We start from the raw sequence: 17887 nt of genomic DNA, 5'->3' as shown, positions 1-17887 counted from the left end.
CGCCCCCGCAAGGCCGTCCGCGCCCCGCGGCCCGTCGGTGGCTCAGTGGAACGTCGTCGCGTAGTACGTCTGGCGGTCCACCGTCTCGACCGTCACGTCCCGCGTCCGCTCGAGGTGGCGGCGCAGGTTGTCGGCGAACCGCAGGCCGTCGTCGTTGAACCGCGACACGTCGTAGGCGCAGACCACCCGGTGCTCGGCCAGGTGGGCGACGAGGGCGTCGATCATGTCCATGAACGTGCGCGTGGCCCGGCGTCCGGGGTGGGCGAGCGTGAACCCGATGTACCAGACGGCCCCCCGGGCGGCGTGCTCCGGGTACCGGGCGGCGAAGTACTCGGGGCTGACCCACGGCACCGCTGCCAGGTCGGTCGCCAGCGTGGTGAGCCCGACCGGCGTGCCGTGCTCGTCGTGCGCGAGGAGCTTGAGGATCCGGGGGTCCGCCATCTCCTCGTCGAACTCGTCGCGGTGCAGCACGTGCCGTGCCGCGGCACGGGTGCGCAGCGGCCCGAAGGCCTCCAGGTACAGCTCCCAGAAGTCCTCGGCCACCGGCTCGGAGACGACCGGCTCGAACGTCACGTCAGCGCGCACCGGACGTCTCCTGCCACCCGGAACGGCTGAACGACGCCACGACGACGGCGGACACGGGCAAGGTGTCGCACGTGATGCCGGTGATGCTCCGGCCCGCCGGGCGGAAGACTCCCCCGCGGGAAGCCGACAGGTCCTCGAGGCTGTGGGTCAGGTCGGTCGCGACCTGCTCGTGCGACGGCCCCTCGTGCTCGACGAACAGTCCCGCCCCGCTGCCGTCCTCGTGCTGCGACCAGGCCACCCCGGCCCACGCCTCGTGCCCGGGCAGCGAGGCGTGCGCCTCGGCGTACACGCAGTACAGGGCGTCGCCGTGCTCCCCGACGATCTGGTCCCGTCCTGTCACGGCCTCCACGCGGCTGCCGGGAGGTACCACCGAGCTGAGGCGGACCAGGTTGAAGTCGCCGACGCCGGCGGCGAGGAGCGCGGCGTCGAAGGCGGCCAAGGTCGTCCGGCCGGTACCGGTGCCGGCGCTGACGCGGATGGTGAGTGCGGAGGTCATGTGTTCCTCGGGTCGGGCGGAGCGGGGGCCGGTGCGGATACTGTCCGAGGCTGGGGTGCGGTGTCCACCGGGCGTCGTCGGGCACCGCCCCGGACGGCGTCGCGGACGGCGCGCAGCAGGCGGCCCGGGTCGACGGGCTTGACGAGCCAGGCCTCGGCCAGGTGGGAGACGTCCGGGTTCTCGAGGGGCGTCGTGACCGAGACGATGACCACGGGGACGTCCGCCAGGTCCGGGTCCTGCCGGAGGGCGATCAGCACGTCGTTGCCGTCGGTGCCGGGCATCGCCAGATCGAGCACGATCGCCGCGACCGCACCGGACGCCGCCGCGTCGAGCGCCGAGTCGCCGTCCGTGACGCCGACGACGTCGTAGCCCTGCTCCTCCAGCAGCGTGCGCAGCACATCGACGACATAGGGGTCGTCGTCGACCACGATCACGCGCTCGGGCCCGGACGACTCCCTCGGCAGGTGCTCGACCGTGCCGGTCTCGGCCGCCGTCCGTCCGTCCGCCGGCGGCGCCCCGGCGTCCTCGGGCGCCACCTGCCGTGCGCGTCGCAGCGTGAACCGCAGGCTCGACCCCCGGCCCGCTCCGTCGCTGAGCGCCCAGATCCGCCCGCCGTGCCGCTCGACGATGCTGCGAGCGATGGCGAGGCCCAGGCCGGTACCACCCCGCTCCCGGGCGTCGGACGCGTCGACCTGCTCGAACCGTCGGAAGATCGTCTCCAGCTTCTCCTGCGGGATGCCGCGACCTTCGTCGTCGACCCGCACCTCGAGCAGGTCACCCACCGCGGCGACCCCCACGCGCACCGTCCCCCCGGGCGGCGAGAACTTCACGGCGTTGGTCAGCAGGTTCGTCACCGTCTGGACGATGCGGTCCCGGTCGGCGACGACGAGCTCGTCGGAGTCGGTCGGGTCCAGGTTCACGTCGGCGTCACCGGCGAGGATCGAGACCTGGTCAGCGGCTTCCGCCACCAGATCACCGATCCGGTGCTCGCCCAGATCGAGATGGGTCGAACCGGCTGCCATGCGCTCGATGTCGAGGATGTCGTCGACGAGCCGTCCGAGGCGCTCGCTGCTGGTCAGGGCCACCTGGACCATCCGCTCGGCGCGGTCCGGCGCCGAGGTGAGCAGGCCGCTCGCCAGGAGTCCCAGGGCTCCGCGGATCGAGGTCAGCGGAGTCCGCAGCTCATGGGAGACCACGGACACGAACTCGTCCTTGATCCGTTCCATCTCACGGCGCTCGGTGATGTCGCGGAAGACGACGACGGCGCCGCGGACGGCGCCGTCGTCGCGGAGCGGGCCGGCGGTGACCTCGACCGGCACCTCTTTGCCGTCGGGCCGGCGGTACACGTCCTGGACCGCGGTGGCGGTGGAGCCCTCCTGCAGTGCCGCCGTGACGTAGCAGCCCGGGCTCTCCGCGCCGGTCCCGTCGTGCGTGGTGTGGAACGTGGTGTGCGCCTCGTGCCCGACCATGTCGTCGGGTGCCGCACCGAGAACGTGGGCTCCGGCGGCGTTCATGAAGGTGATCCGTCCGGAGAGGTCGACGCCGTAGATGCCGTCGGCCACGGACTCGAGGGTCCGCTCGCGCTCCCCCGCGAGCGCGCGGAGCTGTGCGGTGCGTCGTTCGACGCGCTGTTCCAGCCCGTGCCGCAGTGACTCGTTGTCGACCACGACGAGGATCTGGCGTGCGACGACGGCGACCAGCACGGCGACCCAGAGGGCGTCCGCCACCCAGGGGGCGTTCTGACCGGACTGACCGACGCGGACGAGTGCCGCCGCGAGGAACAGGCAGAAGGTCACCACGGTGCCGAGCACGGGTGAGCCGTCGTGGCGCGGGCTGGCGACCGGGCTACCGGAGGCTGCGGGGTGGCGAGCAGCGACGGCGATCGCCAGATAGCCGCCCACCCAGCCGAGGTCGACGACGGTGCCGAACGCGAAGCCGGTCCCGGCGGAGAGGAGCGCGAAGGCGACGTCCGCGACCGCGTAGAGGACGAACCCGCTGCCCACGAGCACCAGCGGGACGCGTTCGGCCGCGCTGGAGCGGGTCATGACCAGCACGGCGAGCGTGGCCAGGAGCGCGTCGACGACAGGGAGCGCGTAGACGGTCAGGGCCGGCTGGGCGGTGCCGACCGGGGCGTCGAGCACCACGGCGAAGACGGCGATGTACAGCACGGAACCGCCGACGACGACGCTGTCGAGCAGCATCCGTACCAGGTCCTGGCCGCGGGGTCGGACCGTCGGGAAGAACGCGAGACCGACGATGCCGAGGACGAGCGCGGAGATGTAGGCGAGGTCTCCCGTCGCGGGGTCCTGGGCCAGGGCGGCCCAGAGGTTGCCGGTCAGGCCGATGACGGCGCCCAGGGAAAGCGCCCCCCACGCACGTCGTCGCCGACCGGCGGACCGTGCTGCGCGCAGCCCGCAGCTGATGGCGGCGACGACGCCGGCGGCACCGATGGCTGCGCGGGAGACCTGTTCGCGGGTGGCGTCGTCGAACGGTCCGGTCAGGACCACGAGCAGGGCGAACAGCACGACCCCCGCGGTCCAGCACCAGCGCACGAACCTGTCGTGCAGTCGCGTCGCGGTGCGCCTGGCATCCTCCATGCGCCGAGCGTAGGCGAGCGACGAGGCCGCTGCCGACCGGATGACACGGTCACGATCGGCACGCACGGATCGCTGCCGAGGGATACCGTCGTCGCAGGACGAACGCGGGAGGGGGCCTGCAGATGTCGACGAGCAACCGACGAGTGGTGGTCATCGACGACGATCCGTCGATCCGAGAGGTGGCGACGTTGGCCTTGTCGATGGCCGGCGGTCACGAGAGCTACTCGGCCGCGGACGGCTTCGAGGGTGTGGAGCTGGCGCGGCAGGTCCGGCCCGATGCGATCCTGCTCGACGTGATGATGCCGACGGTGGACGGTCCAACGGTCCTGTCGAGGTTGCGCCAGGTCGAGGACCTGCGACGGACGCCGGTCGTCTTCCTGACGGCGAAGGTGGGGGCCCAGGACATCTCCCGGCTCGACGGTCTCGGTGCTGCCGCCGTCATCACCAAGCCGTTCGACCCCCTCACCCTGGCGGACCAGCTCGCCACGGCGCTGGGGTGGGAGGAGTGAGCTCGTCGGCCGACCGGGACGACGACGGCCTGGCCGACGCCGTGGCTGCGCTGGCGACGCGTGCCCGCCGGCGCAACCGCGCACGCGTCGAGCAGGTGGTGCGGCTTCTCGGGCCGGCGGGCGAGGCGGTGGAGGATCCGGAAGCGCGCGACCACGCCAGGCGGCTCTGCCACGCCGTGGCCGGTTCCGCGGGGACGTTCGGCGACGACGAGCTGGCCGAATCGGCCCGAGACCTCGAGGGCACCCTCGACGAGTCGCCCGCGGTCGACGAGGTCGTCGCCATGGTCGGCCGTCTCCGGGACGCGGTGCCCGGCGACGAGCGCCCCGATCCGACGATCTTGAGGGAATCCTGAGGCGAGCGAGACGTTGCCCGAAGGTCGGCGTCCCACAGTGGAGTGGTGACCGATTCCATCGAGGCACGCGGCGCCGAACAGGACCGCGACATCGAGGTCATGGCTCGTGCCGCCGTGTTCCCCCGCACGGCGGCACGGGCATCGGTCGACCACCAGCCCGGCGACCTGATGACGGTGGCGCGGGCGTGGCACGACCTGGTCGAGGACCTCGAGGGCGACGAGCGTGCCGTCGAGCGCTTCGCGACGATCTGGCTCGACCTGCTGCCGCGACGCCTCGCTGCCTGCCGCCGTGCGCTCGTGGCCGGTGACGACGACACGGCGCGAGTCCGGTTGCTGACGTTGCACAGCTCGGCCGCGATGCTCGGACTGGATCGGTTCGCCAAGATCGCGTGGCGCTGTCAGGACGCGTTGGACGCGTCGGCCACCGGTACCAGCTCGGCACGTCATCTGGCGCGCGACATGATCGCCGAGGCGCAGGTCTCGGCCGGCCTGGTACGGACGGTGCTGTCTCAGGCGCGCTGGTCGAAGCGGTAGCCGACGCCGCGGATCGTCCGGATCCACCGCGGGGCGTTCGGGTCGTCGCCGATCTTGCGGCGCAGGTTCGCCAGGTGCACCTCGACGCGACGATGGTCCGAGCTCGTCACCAGCGTGCCGGCGTCGTACTCGTCCCCCCAGAGCACCCGGACCAGGGCGTCCTTGGTCAGCACTCGTCCGGGCTCACCGGCGAGGGCGGCCAGCAGGTCGAACTCGCTACGGGTCAGGTGGACCTCGACATCGTCGACGCTGACCGTGCGGGCGGGGACGTCGATCGTGAGTCCGTCGAGCGCCGGTGACGACGCGGACGCCGGTGTCGCCGTGCTGCCCCGGCGCTGCCGACGCATGATCGCCTCGATGCGCGCCCGGAGCTCGCGGGGGCGGAACGGTTTGGTCTGGTAGTCGTCCGCGCCGGCCTCGAGGCCCATCAGGGTGTCGATCTCGTCGGTACGAGCGGTGAGCATGATGATGATGGTGTTCGACACCGCGCGGATCCTGCGGCACACCTCGAAGCCGTCGATGTCCGGCAGGCTGACGTCCAGCGTCGTGACCAGGGGGTCGATGCGTTCCACGAGCTCGACCCCGGAGCGGCCGTCGGCGGCCGACGAGGTCTCGAAGCCTGCGTGTGTCAGGACCTCTTCCAGCAGGTCGCGGATCTCGTCGTCGTCCTCGACGACGACCGCGGTGCGTTCGGCAGCGGCGGACGCACCGCCAGGAGTAGGGAACCCTGCTGCGGTCATGGGCTCACGCTAGTGGTTCGTTGCCCGGAGCGCAGGCGTGCCCACGGCGCGGCCTCCTCGGCGTGATGCGGAGATCTTGTGAAGACGCCCGGCAGGGATTGCCTCACCTCGACCACTTCCAGGCACGTTGCGCGTTGATGATTGACGCGAGCCACAGACTCGGCCGCGCGTGCTGCCGGGCGTCGGGGGTGCCGGGAAGTGTTGCTCGCGCGAGTGGTTCTGCGCCGCAGCGCAAGGCCTGCGCGCCGATATGGCCAGATTTCACCCGGACGAAATCAGGTCTGGCAGGGGCCATACCCAATCAACTTCGGTGTCATCAACAGTAAAGCGCCAACCAAATAACCAGGTCTTGCGCCATGAGAAACCGGTCTCTAGGATCCAGAAACCGGTATCTCGCAGGTGAGTGCCTGGTCTGGGTGTCGTCGCTCCAGCGTCGGAGCGGGACACGTAGGGGGAGGCGCGCGAGCGCCGGAGCAGGGCGCGACGAAGCGCACCGGACCACAGCAGGACGCAGTCCCGAATTCAACGACGAAGGAGAGACGACATGAGACGCACAGCCGCAGCCCGCGTCGGCGCCGGCGGGGTCGCACTGGCCCTGGCGACGACCATGGGCGTCACGGCACTGTCCGTGTCCTCGGCCCAGGCCGCCGTCACCGGCAGCGCGACCGGGTTCGCCACGCAGGACGGAGGCACCACTGGCGGTGCAGGCGGACAGACGGTCCGCGCCACCACCGGCACCGAGATCCACGCGGCCCTGTGCAACCGGGCCAGCAGCGACACGCCGATCATCATCGAGGTCGAGGGCACCATCGACCACGGCAACACCTCGAAGGTGTCCGGCGACTCGTGCAACACCGCCGACGACAAGATCGAGATCAAGGAGGTCAGCAACGTCTCGATCGTGGGCGTCGGCTCCGGTGCCCTGTTCGACGAGCTCGGCATCCATCTGCGGTCCGCCGAGAACGTCATCCTCCAGAACCTGCACGTGCGAAACGTCAAGAAGTCCGGCTCCCCCACCTCCAACGGCGGCGACGCGATCGGCATGGAGTCCGACGTGTCGAACGTGTGGGCCGACCACCTCACCCTGGAGGCCTCGGGCGGGGAGTCCGACGGCTACGACGCGCTCTTCGACATGAAGGCCGACACCACCTACGTCACGCTGTCGTACTCGATCCTGCGCAACTCCGGTCGCGGCGGACTCGTCGGCTCCAGCGACGGCGACACCGGCAACGGCCCGGTCACCTACCACCACAACCTCTACCAGAACATCGACTCGCGGACCCCGCTCCTGCGGGCCGGCACCGCGCACTCGTACAACAACCACTTCGTCGGGCTCACCAAGTCCGGCATCAACTCGCGGCTCGGTGCCCAGGCGCTGGTCGAGAACAACTACTTCCAGGACTCGAAGGACCCGCTCGGGACCTTCTACACCAACGACATGGGCACGTGGGAGGTCAGCGGCAACATCTGGGACAACATCACCTGGACCGCCGACGACGACGACAACCACCCGGCCGGGCCGAACCCGACGTCGACCGGTTCCGTCTCCGTGCCGTACTCGTACGACCTCGACGGTGCCGAGTGCGTGCCGAACCTGCTCGCCGAGACCGCCGGGGCGAACACCGGCCTGCGGGTCTCGGACGGGTCGTGCGAGCCGACCGAGCCGGAGCCGACGCCGGAGCCCACGGAGGACCCGGACCCCGAGCCCACCGAGGAGCCCACGCCCGACCCGGAGCCCACGGAGGACCCGGACCCGACTGACCCGCCCAGCGGCGAGAACCTCTCCATCGGCGCCGGTTCGGACGGTTCCTCGAAGGGCGACGGGACCAGCTACGGCAACGTGCGCGACGGTGACATGGCCACCTACTGGTCCCCGTCGGGCAGCACCGGACGCATCTCGATCAAGTGGGACGGAGGCCGCACCGTCTCCTCGATCGTGATCCGCGAGGCCGCCGGCGCCGAGGGCAACATCGGCTCCTGGCAGGTGCAGAACCACGACACCGGCCAGGTGCTGGCCACCGGCAGCGGCGCGGGAGCGATCGACGTCCCGACCACCTCGCTGAGCAAGATCAACTTCGAGATCACCTCGTCGTCCGGCACCCCGCGGGTCGCCGAGTTCGAGACCTACGCCGGTTCGCCGTCGGACCCGGAGCCCACGGAGGACCCGACGCCGGACCCCACGGACGAGCCCACCCCGGAGCCGACCGACGAGCCGCAGCCGGGCGCCGACACCCTCTACGTCGCCCCCGGCGGGTCCGCCGGAGCGGCCGGCACGGAGTCCGACCCGACCACGCTGGTCGCCGCGATCGACCGGGTGAACGCGGGCGGGGAGATCTTCCTCGCGGGCGGCACCTACGACCTGGACGACACCGTCACGATCGAGCCCGGCAACGACGGGCTGGCCGGTGACCGCACGCTGCTGTCCGCGCTCCCGGGCCAGACCCCGGTGCTGGACTTCTCCGCGCAGGAGGAGGACTCGTCCAACCGTGGCCTGGCCATCGGCGGCGACTACTGGCACGTGTACGGCATCGTCGTGCAGCACGCCGGCGACAACGGCATCCTGCTCGGCGGCGACCACAACGTCATCGAGCGGGTCGTGACCCGGTACAACCACGACACCGGTCTGCAGCTCTCCCGCCTGATCGCGGGTGCTCCGCGGGACCAGTGGCCGTCGTACAACCTCGTCGTCTCCAGCGAGTCGCACGACAACGCCGACTCCGACGGCGAGGACGCCGACGGGTTCGCCGCCAAGCTGACCTCCGGGCCGGGCAACGTCTTCCGGGACACGGTGGCGCACCACAACATCGACGACGGCTGGGACCTGTACACCAAGTCCGAGACGGGGCCGGTCGGCGAGGTCACCATCGAGAGCTCCCTGGCCTTCGAGAACGGCACGCTGTCCGACGGTTCCCAGGCCGGGGCGGGCGACCGCAACGGCTTCAAGCTCGGCGGCGAGGACATCGAGGTCGACCACGTGGTCCGCGACTCGTACGCCGTGGACAACGGCAAGCACGGGTTCACGTACAACTCGAACCCGGGCTCGATGACCGTCACGAACAACGTGTCGATCGGCAACGAGGAGCGCAACTTCAACTTCGACGAGGGCTCGCACACGTTCAGCGGCAACGTGTCCTGCGACAGCGGGTCCAGCGACCGCTACTCGGGCACCGACGCCGGCGGCAACTCCTTCTGGGACGGCTCGGACGGCTCGGCGTGCTCCGCGTACGACGGCGCCATGGACTGGTCGTTCGCGGTGGACGGTTCGCTGCAGGTCACCTTCGGCGGGTCGACGCCCGACCCGGAGCCCACCGAGGAGCCGACGCCGGACCCGGAGCCGACGGAGGACCCGGACCCGACCGACCCGCCGAGCGGGGACAACCTGTCGATCGGTGCCGGTTCGGACGGTTCGTCGAAGGCGAGCGGCACGAGCTACGGCGACGTGCGTGACGGTGACCTGTCGACCTACTGGTCTCCGGAGGGCTCCACGGGTCGCATCTCGATCAAGTGGGACGGCGACCGCACCGTCTCCACGATCGTGATCCGCGAGGCCTCCGGCACGGCCGGGACCATCGGGTCGTACCAGGTCGTCGACCACGACACCGGTGACGTGCTGACCAGCGGCACCGGCGCCGGGGCGATCTCGTTCGCCGCGACGTCGACCAGCAAGATCGACTTCGTCATCACCTCGTCCTCCGGGACGCCGCGGGTGGCGGAGTTCGAGACCTACGCCGGCTGAGCCGGCGACGTGACGGGGTGTCGCGGGGGCCGCACCGGTCCCCGCGACACCCCGTCGTGCCATTCCTGACGTATTCCTGAGCCGGCCGTGACGTCACCTGCGGTCGCCGCCGAGGTGCGGGCCGCAGGATCGGGTCTGCTGCATCCGACCGATCCTGCGGAGACCGACATGACCGCACTGCTCGACGAGACCTCGACCCCGGTGGTCGACGGCGACGTCCTCGAGACCGGGCGTCACCCGCTCGCGCTCGGCACCGAGCTCGACCGCTTCCACTTCACCCCCGAGGAGCTCGTCGCCGAGGTGCCGACCCGGCGCGCGACGATCGGCGCCGTCGTCCCCGCGTACAACGAGGCCGACACCATCGTCGACGTGCTGCGGGGACTGCTGAAGCAGACCCGCCTGCCGGACGTGATCCACGTGGTCGTCAACAACACCTCGGACAAGACGTTCCGCAAGGCGGCGAAGCTGGCCGGCGAGCACACGGTGGTGCGCAAGGGCGTCGAGCAGGTCACGCGGATCTACGTGCACGACCTCGGCGTGCTGGCGGACAAGAAGGTCGGTGCGCTCAACTACGGGTTCCGGCTCGTGCGGGGCGCCGACTACCTGCTGGGCGTGGACGGCGACACCGTGCTGGGCAAGCGCACGGTGGAGCGGCTCGCGGCCGAGATGGAGTCCGACCCGCGCATCGGCGGCATCTCGGCGATCTACACGGTGGACGACCGTGCTGTCCGCGGACCGCTGGGCCGGTTCCTGCTGACGGGCCAGCGCGCGCAGTTCGCGTCGTTCAACCTGCAGAACCTGGTGCGTGGTCGCAACATGGCGGTGCTCGGCGGGCAGGCCTCGCTGTTCCGCACCGCCGCCCTCGAGACGGTGATGGCGGCGCACCACCAGCGCGACCCGTGGGTGAGCGACTCCGAGGTCGAGGACTCCCTGCTGAGCCTGCAGATCAAGTCAGTCGGCTTCTCGACCAAGATCAGCGCGACGGCGCGGGCCACCGTAGGCGGCATGACCACGCTGCGCGCGCTCGACGGGCAGCAGGTCAAGTGGAACTACGGGGCGATCGACCTCATGTGGCCGGGGCAGCGCGGCGACACCCGCGGCCAGCCGTTCCACCCGAACCTGCGGCTGCGCTGGATGGAGAACGCCTCCATGCTGCTCAACGCGGCGACCCGGCTGATGTTCGGGCTCCTGCTGGCGGCGGCGCTGAGCATCGGCGCCTTCGAGTTCTCCCCGGTGTGGCTGATCCCGCCGGCCGTCGCCGTCGCCCTCAACCTGCGCATCGCCCTGTCGATGAAGAAGCGCACCTGGCGCGACGTGCTGTTCGCCGCGACGCTGGTGCCCGCCGAGCTGTACATGTGGATCCGGTTCGGCCACTTCGTGCGCGCCTGGACCAAGTTCCTCGCCCAGTCCCGCACCGACAACTGGGCGGCGCAGGCCAAGGCGGAGCGCGGCGCCGGGTGGGCGTTCCTCAGCCCGCTGGCGGTGGCGGTGGCCGCCCTGGCCGGCCTGGTCTGGGTCTGGACGCTGCTGCCGGTGACCGCGCAGTCGGCGGTGCTGTCCGTGGGCTGGCCGGTCCTCGGCGTCGTCACCGTGGTCCAGACGGTGGCGATGGTCCGCCGGCTGCTGCGCCGGCAGCACGGCTACCGGGCCTGACGGAGCGCGGCGAGGACTGTCGGACGCCGGGCGTGCACGGTGCTCCCGGCCCCGTTGCCGGAGCCGCCCCGGTCCACGATGCTGGTCCTCCCGACGCCAGCACCGGACCCGGGAGGACCGATGACCGACGACACCGGCCGACATCCCGCACGCCAGGGCCGCACGGAGTCGCCCGAGGAGCGTTCGGACCGCAACTGGAACGAGCTGCTGCAGGAGCTGCGCGTGCTGCAGACCGGCGTGCAGATCCTCACCGGGTTCCTGCTGATCCTGCCGTTCCAGTCGCGGTTCGCGGACCTCGACCTGTTCCAGCGCAACGTCTACCTGGCGGACGTGCTGGTCTGCCTGGTCACGTCGGGCTTGTTCATCGCCCCGGTGGCGGTCCACCGGGGGTTGTTCCGCCGCCAGCTCAAGACGGAGGTCGTCACGCTGGGCGACCGCATGACGCGCACCGGGCTGGTGCTGCTGGCGATCGCCCTGTCCGCGACGGCGCTGCTGATCTTCGACGTGGTGCTGGGTCGCGTGCAGGGGCTGGTGGTGGGTGGCGCGGTCGCCGTCATGCTGCTGGGGCTGTGGGCGGTGCTGCCGGTCGTGGTCCGCCGTCGGCCCTGAGCCGGCCGCGGCGCACCACCCGCTCGGCGACGACGAGGTTCGGCACCCAGCTCAGGAACGGCACGACGGCGTAGGCGCGGTCGAACATCGCGGCCGGGTCGGCGTCGCTCCCGGGCCACAGCGACTGCGCGCCCACGAGCACGCCGAGCCACACCCGGAGCGTCACGCCGGCGAACGTCAGGGCGAACGCGCGGATCATCCACGCCCGGTGGGCGGGGACGTCGCCGCGCCGGATCGCGCGCCACCCGAGGCCCGCTGCGGCGAGCCAGAGCACGGCGAGCGAGCCGAACCCGAGGACCCCGACGAGGCCGGCCTCGTTGACGGGTGCGATCACCAGGCCGGACACGCCCGCGAGGCCGATCGCGACGAGGACGGTGCGCCCGGTGGCCCGGTGCAGGCCGGGGTGCCGCCGGCGCAGGCCCGGCCAGAGCTGCCAGGGGCTGAGCAGCAGCGCCGCTCCCCCGGCGACGAGATGGACGAAGAACGCCGCCCGGACGGCCGTCGGCCGGTCGACGTAGTTGCGGGCCAGGCCGGCGTCGTCCGCGGCGAGGCTCTCGAGCGAGCCGGTGAGGTAGGGCGTGACGGCGACGAGGGCCACGAGGACGCACAGGGCCGAGAGGGCGACGAGGGTCGCGGTGCGGGCGGCGGGCCGACGGCGGTCGGCGGGGCGGCGCAGCGTCGCGCGCGGGTCGGTCATGGTCCCATCGAGCCACGGGCGACGGGCCCGCACATCGGGGACCTCCCGGAGATCCGACCCGGAGCCTCTCCCGGGGTGCCGGACGGGTGCGCCGGGCCGGTGGGCGGAGCGGTGGGCGGAGCGCCGGCGTGGGAGCGCGTGCACATCGTTGCCGGATCGTTGCTGCTCATCCCGCCGTAGAGCGCTTTCCCTGCGCTAGTTTGCGGCGGGTGGAACGCAACGACGCGAGGATCCGAAGCCATCGACGTGCGGCAGCAGCGGGGGTCGGGGCGCTGCTCGCCGGCCTCCTGACCGGGTGCGCGGGCACCGACCAGCCGGGCGACTCCCCGGGCTCCGACGCACCGGCGTCGGCCGAGACCGCCCCGGGCGCGGCCCCCGCCGTCGACTCCGACTGCGTGCAGGGAGTCGTCGTGGACTGGCAGGGCTCGGGCACCACCGAGGACGTCTACACCGCCGTCAAGGTCGCCCGGGTGGGCGGCGACGGTGCCGTGAGCGTCAAGCACGAGTGGGAACGCAACGAGCAGGCCGGCGCGAGCACCGGCTCCGGGGTCAGCGGCGCCCAGCAGGCGATGGTCGACGACGCCGTCGTCGGCGGGCTCGTCGCCGCCGACCCGGCGCCCCGCCTCGCCGACGCCGCCGAGCTCCTCGAGGGCCGCGACCAGGGCAAGTACATCCTGTACGCGTACGCGCGGCACTCGACCCGGTCCGGCACGGTGTCGTGCGCCGGCGGCGGGGAGTCGGTGGGGGTGACCGTCGTCGACTTCGACACCCTGCAGACGGGTGCCGTGAGCTGCGCCGACTCCCCCGACCCGGTGACCGAGTTCGCGGCCGCGGAGGCGATCAGCACCTGGTGCGACCGGGGCTGAGCCCGGGCACGACCGGACCCGCGGGCCGGAGGTGCACCTCCTGCCGTGCTGGACGACGGCACGGCTCCCGCGGGTCCGGCGGTGGTCACGGTCTCAGACCGCGACCACCTCGAGGGTCCGGAGATTCTTCACGTCGTGGACCACCTCCTCTCGTGTACACCGGCGACGCTACGCACGACGGCGGCACGGCGCCAGGGATTTACGGCTCGCGCCGGTCCTCGGGCGGCAGCAGGTGCGCCCACTCGCGGGGGTAGTCGTCCAGCCACTGCGTCAGGGACCGGGCCGGGCGGCCGACGAGCCGTTCGACGTCGTGCGACACGTGCGCCATCTCCCCGGTCGCGATGGCCTCGTAGGAGGACACCCAGCCGGCCAGCTCGACGGCCGACGCGCCGAGGTGGGCGCGCGAGGCGTACGCCTCCGACACCGACTCCGCGTGGTACGTGATCTGCCGGCCGGTGGCGAGCGTCAGCCGGGCGGCGACCTCCGTGAGCGTGGCGGCCTCGGGGCCGGTCACGTCGTAGACGACGCCGTCGTGGCGGGTGGGGTTCTCGTCGAGCAGGACGGCGGTGGCGACGTCGGCGACGTCGTCGTGCGAGACCGACGCGACGCGCCCGTCCCCCGCCGGACCGCGGATGACGCCGTCGGGCCCCACGAACGACGCCAGCGCTTGGTGGTAGAGGTTGTCGCGCAGCACCGTCCAGCGGACCCCGGCGTGCCGCAGGTGCTCCTCGGTGTGGAAGTGGTCGCGCGCGAAGGTGAAGGTCGCGTCCGGCGCCGCCCCCACGAACGACACGTAGACGATCCGCTCGACGCCGGCCTCGACCGCCGCGTCGATCGCGGCCACGTGCTCGGCGACCCGGTCGGTGGACTCGCGGGCGCTGACCAGGAACGCCGTCCGCGTGCCCTCGAACGCGGCGCGCATGGCGGCGTGGTCGGCGTAGCCCGCCGACTGCACGACCTCGCACTCCGGCAGCGGGCGGCCGTCGTCGAGCCGAGGCGCCCGCTCCGGGTCCCGGACCACCAGGCGCTGGTGCGCACCCTCGGCGGCCAGGCGGAACGCGAGGCGCGAGCCGAGGCGCCCCGAGGCGCCGGTGACCGCGATGAGTCCGTCGGCAGACCACGTCATGGCGTCACGGTACGCGGGGCGGCCCCGGTTCGCCCTGTCTGGGAGCATGTGGGTCGTGACTGCTGAGACCTTCCGCGTGATGACCGTCTGTACCGGGAACATCTGCCGCTCCCCCATGGCCGAGGTGGTGCTGCGCGACCGCTTCGAGGCCGCCGGTCTCGGCGACCGGGTGGAGATCGACTCCACCGGCATCAGCGACGAGGAGCACGGCAACCCCGTCGACCCCCGGGCGCGGCGCGTGCTGGCCGCGCACGGCTACCCCGTCGGCGAGGGCCACCACGCCCGCCAGGTCCGGGCGGACCAGCTCGGCGAACGGGACCTGGTGCTGGCCATGACCGCGCGGCACGCCCAGGTGCTGCGGCGACTGTCGAACGGTACAGAGACGGACATCCGGATGTACAGGTCGTTCGACCCGAACGCCCCGCAGGTGCCGGCGGGCGCCGGCGAGGCGGTCCTCGACGTGGACGACCCCTGGTACGGCGACGAGGACGGGTTCGAGACCACGATCGCGGAGATCGAGGCCGCCGCGGACGCCGTCGTGGCGCACGTGCGCGCCCGGCTGGGCGACGCGGGCTGAGCCGCCAGGTCGCAGCGCCCGGCCGAGCCACCGGTTCGAGCCGTCCGGCTGAGGCGCCCGGCTACGACCGACCGAACCAGCGACGCCAGCCGCGCACCGGTGCGGTCGGCGACGCGGGCTCGGGCTCCGGGGCGCGCAGCGGGGCGTAGGTGCGGACCCACCGGCGCATCTCCTGCCAGACGACGTCGCGCACCTCGGGCGCCGAGAGCGTCACGTCGTGCAGGGCACCCTCGACCCGGGCGAGCGTCACGAGCCGGCCGAGCCGCATCGTGCGCCGCGCGACCCCCTCGACGTCGAGGACGCTGTCCGTGCGGTGCATGTCCTCGCTCCACCGCACCGGCGGCGTCGACCGTGCCGACAGCAGCACGAGGACCGGGACGTCGATGCTCAGCCCGCGCGCGACCTGCTCGTGCCCGTCGAAGATCGCGGCCAGCCAGGCCGGTGTCGCGCGCCACCCCTCGTCGGGGTGCCAGGCGGGGTCCAGCTCCCAGGAGCCGTCCTGCCGCGAGGACACGGCACGCACGTAGTAACCCAGGTCCACGTTCACGAGCTGGCTGCGCGGGGCCAGCGCCGCCTGGGCGCGCACGCTCGGCTCGAGCACGCGCCGTCCCACCTTCCGCGTCTGGAACTCGAGCCAGGGACTGTTCAGGACCAGCGCGTCGGCCCGTCCCGGGTGACGGTCCGTCCACAGGCTGAGCACCAGACCGCCGGTGGAGTGCCCCATGAGGACCAGTCCGCGCGTGGGACGGTCGGACTCCCCGTGCCCGATCTGCGCCAGCGCCGCCTCGAGATCCTCGTCGTAGGTCTCCAGGCGCGTGATGAAGCCGGGCGTGTGGTGCGGTCGGATGCTGCGGCCGTACTTGCGCAGGTCCAGCGCGTGGAAGCGGACGCCGAGCCCTTCCCAGAAGTCGGCCAGATGGGTCTGGAAGAAGTAGTCCGTCCAGCCGTGCACGTAGAGCACGTCCACCCCGGCGTCGTGCGGCAACGGCTCGTCGCGACGGCGGCGCACCAGCGTCGCCACGACCTCGCCCTCGAAGTCCGGAGCCAGCGGCAGGGTGCGGCGCTCGAACCCGGGCAGCACGTCGGTGAACCACTCGAGCTGCGGCGTGTCGTCAGGGGGCGGCGGCGCGTGAGGCGGATCGGCAGCGGCCGGAGCCGCAGGGGGCTGGCCTGCATCGTGCCGACGACCGGGATCGTGCATGGGGGCAACCTAGGCCGACCGCGACCCGGGCGCGACCGCCGGGTGTCAGAACGGGGGGTCGCCAGGTGGGCGCGAGAGGTCCAGGCCGCTCGCGGGCCGCGTCACGTGCCGGCGGCCGGTCGGCGAGGTCCAGGTCAGGGTGCCCGGCGGATGGTCCGGGCCCGCTTGTCGGACGTTCCACCGGGTCTGGTGCTTCAGGACGTGGTGGTGGCGGCACAGGTGGGCGAGGTTCGCCGCACCGGTGGTCCCGCCGTCCTGCCAGGCCCGGGTGTGGTCGAGGTCGCTGCGTTCCGCGGACCGGGTGCATCCCGGGAACCGGCAGGTCCCGTCCCTGGCGCGCAGCAGCGCACGCAGCGCGGCGGGCACGGCGTAGGTCGTCGCGTCGGTGGTCAGGACCGACCCGTCCACCGGGTCGACGAGGATCCGGCGCAACGACGGTGCGCGGGCGGTCAGGAGCGCTGCGGTCTCGCCGTCGATCGGGCCGTGGCCGTCGAGCTCGGCCGGGAGGTCGTCGCGACCCGCCAGCGCGAGCACCGGGACGGTGACCTGGACCCGCGGGACGATCCGGCGGGCGAGATCTGCGAGGTCGGGTATCGGGTGGTCCGGGTGCGCGCCCGAGGAGGGGGCGTCGGCCGAGGGTGCGTGCTCGTCAGCGCCCGGGTCGAGCGCGGCGCGGCGTCGTGCGGACGGTCCGGGGGCCGGGTGCGCCGTGTCGTGCGAACTGCTCGACGGCCTCGGCGAGGGTGCAGCGGCAGATCGCTGCGGGGCCGTCAGCAGGTCGAGCAGGGCGTCGGCCCGCAGCTGTCCAGCCGTCCGGTCTTCCCCCGCCTCCCGGGCGGCCCGTGCCGCACGGTCGAGGCGGTCGGCGGCGGCGTGCGCGCCCGTCGCCGGGAGGAGCGCGCTGAGCCATGCCATCCCGTCGGCGGCCGGGTCGACGCAGACGTCGCGGCGCTTCCGGGCGTCACGGTGCCGCTCGTCCGCAGCGACGGGATGGGCACGGTCGCGGGCTCGGCGGAGGCGGCGACGGAACTGGGTGGGGGTGTCGCACCCGGCTCCGGCCAGGGACTCGCGCAGGACGGGACGTCGGACGTCGTCCGGCAGGTCGGCGAGGGTGTCGGCGAGCATCGTCGCGTGGCGCAGGGAAAGTCGCCCGCCGTGCAGGGCATCGACGGCCTCGGGGGCGGACCGGCACAGGGTGCCCGCGGTGTCCACCAGATGGCCGGCGTCCCGCTCCGTGATCCGCAGGGTGGTCGCGACGTCGGCGACCAGGGCGCGCAGGGCGAGCTGGAACCGCCGCGAGGTGCCGGCGCGGGCGACCTCGCGGTCGGCCTCGTCGAGCAGCTCGGGGACGTGGGCGGTCGCGGTCCGCCGCACCCGCTCGACGGCGAGCAGCTTGAGGGCCTCGAGGGAGTCGATCTGCGCCTGGAGCGCGGCCACCTCGTCCAGGCCGTCGTCGACCTGGCCGAGCGCCGTCGTCGCCCGGAGGTCCTCGTGATGCTCGACGGCGACCTCGTCCAGAGGCACGCGCAGGTCCTCCGCGACGGCGTCGTGGTCACCCGGCACCCCCGCGAACTCCCTGGTGAGCAGCATCGCGTCGAACACGTGTAC

At 72.6% G+C, this 17887-nt stretch carries 16 protein-coding genes; 8 read left to right on the top strand and 8 right to left on the bottom strand.

The window, feature by feature from the left end; translation table 11 throughout:
* Positions 1-42: 42 nt before the first annotated feature.
* From HDG68_RS06460 to HDG68_RS06450, 3 genes are read right to left on the bottom strand one after another with little or no spacing between them, the layout of a single operon-like run.
* Positions 43-585, bottom strand: a complete 543-nt coding sequence (locus tag HDG68_RS06460) for a hypothetical protein (RefSeq protein ID WP_172150434.1) — start codon at positions 583-585, stop codon at positions 43-45.
* Complete coding sequence (locus HDG68_RS06455) at positions 575-1081, bottom strand: pyruvoyl-dependent arginine decarboxylase (RefSeq protein WP_172150432.1); 507 nt, start codon at positions 1079-1081, stop codon at positions 575-577. The genes HDG68_RS06460 and HDG68_RS06455 overlap by 11 nt, the downstream gene beginning before the upstream one ends.
* Positions 1078-3678 (bottom strand): ATP-binding response regulator, encoded by a 2601-nt coding sequence (locus tag HDG68_RS06450; protein ID WP_172150430.1) that lies wholly within the window; start codon positions 3676-3678, stop codon positions 1078-1080. Before HDG68_RS06450 ends, HDG68_RS06455 begins: the two co-directional genes overlap by 4 nt.
* A gap of 122 nt (positions 3679-3800) precedes the next feature.
* Between HDG68_RS06450 and HDG68_RS06445 the strand changes: the two genes are divergently transcribed.
* The 3 genes from HDG68_RS06445 to HDG68_RS06435 are packed head-to-tail and all read left to right on the top strand — an operon-like array spanning position 3801 to position 5074.
* Positions 3801-4187, top strand: a complete 387-nt coding sequence (locus HDG68_RS06445) for a response regulator (RefSeq protein ID WP_172150428.1) — start codon at positions 3801-3803, stop codon at positions 4185-4187.
* A complete protein-coding gene (locus HDG68_RS06440; RefSeq protein WP_172150427.1) occupies positions 4184-4540 on the top strand; it encodes an Hpt domain-containing protein in 357 nt (118 codons plus the stop codon). The genes HDG68_RS06445 and HDG68_RS06440 overlap by 4 nt, the downstream gene beginning before the upstream one ends.
* A gap of 45 nt (positions 4541-4585) precedes the next feature.
* Positions 4586-5074 carry an Hpt domain-containing protein gene (locus HDG68_RS06435; protein WP_172150426.1) on the top strand — a complete coding sequence of 163 codons (489 nt, stop codon included), beginning with the start codon at positions 4586-4588 and terminating at the stop codon, positions 5072-5074.
* Here the strand turns inward: HDG68_RS06435 and HDG68_RS06430 are convergent.
* Positions 5050-5814: a response regulator transcription factor gene (locus HDG68_RS06430; RefSeq protein ID WP_172150425.1), complete on the bottom strand. Its 765-nt coding sequence runs from the start codon at positions 5812-5814 to the stop codon at positions 5050-5052. The two genes, HDG68_RS06435 and HDG68_RS06430, sit on opposite strands and share 25 nt — an antisense overlap.
* Before the next feature lie 544 nt (positions 5815-6358).
* Between HDG68_RS06430 and HDG68_RS06425 the strand changes: the two genes are divergently transcribed.
* The 3 genes from HDG68_RS06425 (at position 6359) to HDG68_RS06415 (ending at position 11812) form a co-directional block, all read left to right on the top strand.
* The gene (locus HDG68_RS06425; RefSeq protein WP_172150424.1) at positions 6359-9550 is read left to right on the top strand and encodes a pectate lyase family protein; all 3192 of its coding nucleotides are present in this window, start codon (positions 6359-6361) and stop codon (positions 9548-9550) included.
* Between the two features lie 168 nt (positions 9551-9718).
* The gene (locus HDG68_RS06420) at positions 9719-11203 is read left to right on the top strand and encodes a glycosyltransferase family 2 protein (protein WP_172150423.1); all 1485 of its coding nucleotides are present in this window, start codon (positions 9719-9721) and stop codon (positions 11201-11203) included.
* Between the two features lie 120 nt (positions 11204-11323).
* The gene (locus HDG68_RS06415; protein WP_172150422.1) at positions 11324-11812 is read left to right on the top strand and encodes a DUF6328 family protein; all 489 of its coding nucleotides are present in this window, start codon (positions 11324-11326) and stop codon (positions 11810-11812) included.
* Here HDG68_RS06415 and HDG68_RS06410 read toward each other — a convergent pair.
* Complete coding sequence (locus HDG68_RS06410; protein WP_172150421.1) at positions 11757-12509, bottom strand: DUF2306 domain-containing protein; 753 nt, start codon at positions 12507-12509, stop codon at positions 11757-11759. The genes HDG68_RS06415 and HDG68_RS06410 overlap by 56 nt on opposite strands.
* Positions 12510-12718: 209 nt before the next feature.
* Here HDG68_RS06410 and HDG68_RS06405 point away from each other — a divergent pair, with 209 nt between their 5' ends.
* Complete coding sequence (locus tag HDG68_RS06405; protein WP_172150419.1) at positions 12719-13375, top strand: hypothetical protein; 657 nt, start codon at positions 12719-12721, stop codon at positions 13373-13375.
* Between the two features lie 199 nt (positions 13376-13574).
* Here the strand turns inward: HDG68_RS06405 and HDG68_RS06400 are convergent, their stop codons facing one another.
* Positions 13575-14501 carry an SDR family oxidoreductase gene (locus HDG68_RS06400; protein ID WP_172150418.1) on the bottom strand — a complete coding sequence of 309 codons (927 nt, stop codon included), beginning with the start codon at positions 14499-14501 and terminating at the stop codon, positions 13575-13577.
* Positions 14502-14580: 79 nt separating this feature from the next.
* On the opposite strand from HDG68_RS06400, the gene HDG68_RS06395 reads away from it, so the two are divergent.
* On the top strand, positions 14581-15078 hold the full coding sequence (locus tag HDG68_RS06395) for a low molecular weight protein-tyrosine-phosphatase (protein WP_172151330.1): 498 nt from the start codon (positions 14581-14583) through the stop codon (positions 15076-15078).
* Positions 15079-15139: 61 nt separating this feature from the next.
* On the opposite strand, the gene HDG68_RS06390 is transcribed toward HDG68_RS06395, so the two are convergent.
* Together HDG68_RS06390 and HDG68_RS06385 are read right to left on the bottom strand one after the other, a co-directional pair.
* A complete protein-coding gene (locus HDG68_RS06390) occupies positions 15140-16279 on the bottom strand; it encodes an alpha/beta hydrolase (RefSeq protein WP_172150417.1) in 1140 nt (379 codons plus the stop codon).
* A gap of 45 nt (positions 16280-16324) precedes the next feature.
* Positions 16325-17881, bottom strand: a complete 1557-nt coding sequence (locus tag HDG68_RS06385) for a DUF222 domain-containing protein (protein ID WP_172150416.1) — start codon at positions 17879-17881, stop codon at positions 16325-16327.
* Between the last annotated feature and the right edge of the window lie 6 nt (positions 17882-17887).

Source organism: Isoptericola chiayiensis, from assembly GCF_013149805.1.
In the GTDB taxonomy this organism is placed as follows: domain Bacteria; phylum Actinomycetota; class Actinomycetes; order Actinomycetales; family Cellulomonadaceae; genus Isoptericola; species Isoptericola chiayiensis.
Note: the sequence above shows the minus strand (reverse complement) of the source record. Positions and strands in the feature narration are given on the sequence as shown.